This window comes from Skermanella stibiiresistens SB22 (genome assembly GCF_000576635.1).
In the GTDB taxonomy this organism is placed as follows: Bacteria; Pseudomonadota; Alphaproteobacteria; order Azospirillales; family Azospirillaceae; genus Skermanella; species Skermanella stibiiresistens.
Genome location: NZ_AVFL01000142.1, coordinates 1 through 347, shown reverse-complemented (window position 1 = coordinate 347; position 347 = coordinate 1). Strand labels below are relative to the sequence as shown.

Here is a 347-nt window from a genome sequence, read left to right as displayed (position 1 = left end):
TCCGGCCGACCTGGCGCCGCAGGGCGAGGCGCGGTGCGTGATCCGCGGCGCCAGCGCGCCGCGGACGCTGACCCTGCTCTGCCGCCTGGACAACGCGCACGAGATGGAGATCTGGCGCGCCGGGGGCATCCTGCCCGCGGTCCTGCGCCAGGCGCTGGAGGATTCGCAGCACGCTTCACAACCATAAAGATGAGGCAGCGCCTCACGCCCTACCAAGGAGACAACATGAAGTTCGACCGACTCAAGTATCCCCTGTACGCCCTCGCGCTCGCGGCGGGCGTGATGACGGCGTCCGCCGCGAGCGCCGCCGCCTGGCCCGAGAAGCCGGTGCGCCTGGTGGTGCCGTT

Annotated in this window: 1 protein-coding gene; it reads left to right on the top strand. The window is 71.2% G+C overall.

Features of this window, described 5'->3' with window-relative positions:
* The coding region (locus N825_RS40090; protein WP_037462557.1) for a hypothetical protein at positions 1 to 187 on the top strand (187 nt) is incomplete at its 5' end.
* Positions 188 to 347: the final 160 nt, after the last annotated feature.